The sequence below is a fragment of the Paraburkholderia sp. JHI2823 genome (assembly GCF_038900695.1).
GTDB lineage: Bacteria > Pseudomonadota > Gammaproteobacteria > Burkholderiales > Burkholderiaceae > Paraburkholderia > Paraburkholderia mimosarum.
Window position 1 is genome coordinate 1 of the sequence record NZ_JAYMRY010000128.1, and the last position, 1,552, is coordinate 1,552.

Genomic DNA, 1,552 nt, shown 5'->3' on the forward strand with positions numbered 1-1,552 from the left:
GGGCGTGCCACGAACACGTGGCCGCGCTCGATCAGCTGCGGGAAGTGCTTGAAGAAGAGCGTGAGCAGCAGCACCTGGATGTGCGAGCCGTCCACGTCCGCATCGGAAAGAATGCAGATCTTGCCGTAGCGCAGGTTCGAGAGATCGACGGTGTCGTCGGGACTGTGCGGATCGACGCCGATCGCCACCGAAATGTCGTGCACCTCGTTGTTGGCGAAGAGGCGGTCGCGCTCGGTCTCCCACGTGTTGAGCACCTTGCCGCGCAGCGGCAGGATCGCCTGGTACTCCTTGTCGCGTCCCATCTTCGCGGAGCCGCCAGCCGAGTCGCCCTCGACGAGGAACAGCTCGTTGCGCGCGATGTCGGTCGCTTCACAGTCGGTGAGCTTGCCGGGCAGCACGGCCACGCCCGAGCTCTTGCGCTTCTCGACTTTCTGGCCCGCGCGCGTGCGCGCCTGCGCCTGCTTGATCACGAGATCGGCGAGCTTCTTGCCGTGCTCGACGTGCTGGTTGAGCCACAGTTCGAGCGCGGGGCGCGAGAACGACGAAACGAGCTTCACGGCATCGCGGCTGTTCAGGCGCTCCTTGATCTGCCCCTGGAACTGCGGGTCGAGCACCTTGGCCGAGAGCACGAACGAGACGCGCGCGAATACGTCTTCGGGCAGGAGCTTCACGCCCTTGGGCTGAAGATTGTGCAGTTCGACGAAGCTCTTCACGGCCTGGAAGAGACCATCGCGCAGGCCGCTTTCGTGGGTGCCGCCCGCGGGCGTCGGAATCAGGTTCACGTACGACTCGCGCGTGAGCGAGCCTTCCTCGCTCCAGGCGACGACCCACGCGGCGCCCTCGCCTTCGGCGAAGGTGTCGTCGGTGGTGCGCGCGTCGGCATAGCGCTCGCCTTCGAACAGCGGAATCAGCAGATCGGCGCCGCCCATGCCTTCGAGGAGATAGCCACGCAAGCCGTCTTCGTACTTCCAGCTTTGGCGCTCGCCGGTCTTCTCGATGACGAGCGTGACTTCGACGCCGGGCAGCAGCACGGCCTTCGAGCGAAGCAAGCGCTGCAATTCGCCGAGCGGCAGATTAGGCGAATCGAAGTATTTGGGATCGGCCCATGCGGTCACGCGCGTGCCGCTCTTCTTCTCGTCGCGCGTGGCGTTGCGCGTGGTGAGGGGCCGCGTGACGTTGCCGTCGGAGAAGCCGATTTCGGCGACCTTGCCGTCGCGCCAGACGGTCACGTCGAGCCGCGTGGAGAGCGCGTTGGTGACCGAGACGCCCACGCCGTGCAGGCCGCCCGAGAACGTATAGGCGCCGCCGGCGGCCTTGTCGAACTTGCCGCCCGCGTGCAGACGCGTGAACACGATCTCGACGACGGGCACCTTCTCGTCGGGGTGCAGGCCGAACGGAATGCCGCGGCCGTCGTCCTCGACGGAGACGGAATGGTCGGCGTGCAGCGTCACGGTGATGCGCTTGCCGTAGCCGCCGAGCGCTTCGTCCGAGGCGTTGTCGATGACTTCCTGGATGATGTGCAGCGGATTCTCGGTGCGCGTGTACATGCCCG

At 66.1% G+C, this 1,552-nt stretch carries 1 protein-coding gene; it reads right to left on the bottom strand.

Annotated elements, in window-relative coordinates:
• Positions 1–1,552, bottom strand: a 1,552-nt coding sequence (locus tag VSR34_RS37885; RefSeq protein ID WP_342965174.1) for a DNA topoisomerase IV subunit B, incomplete at both ends; no start/stop codon positions are given.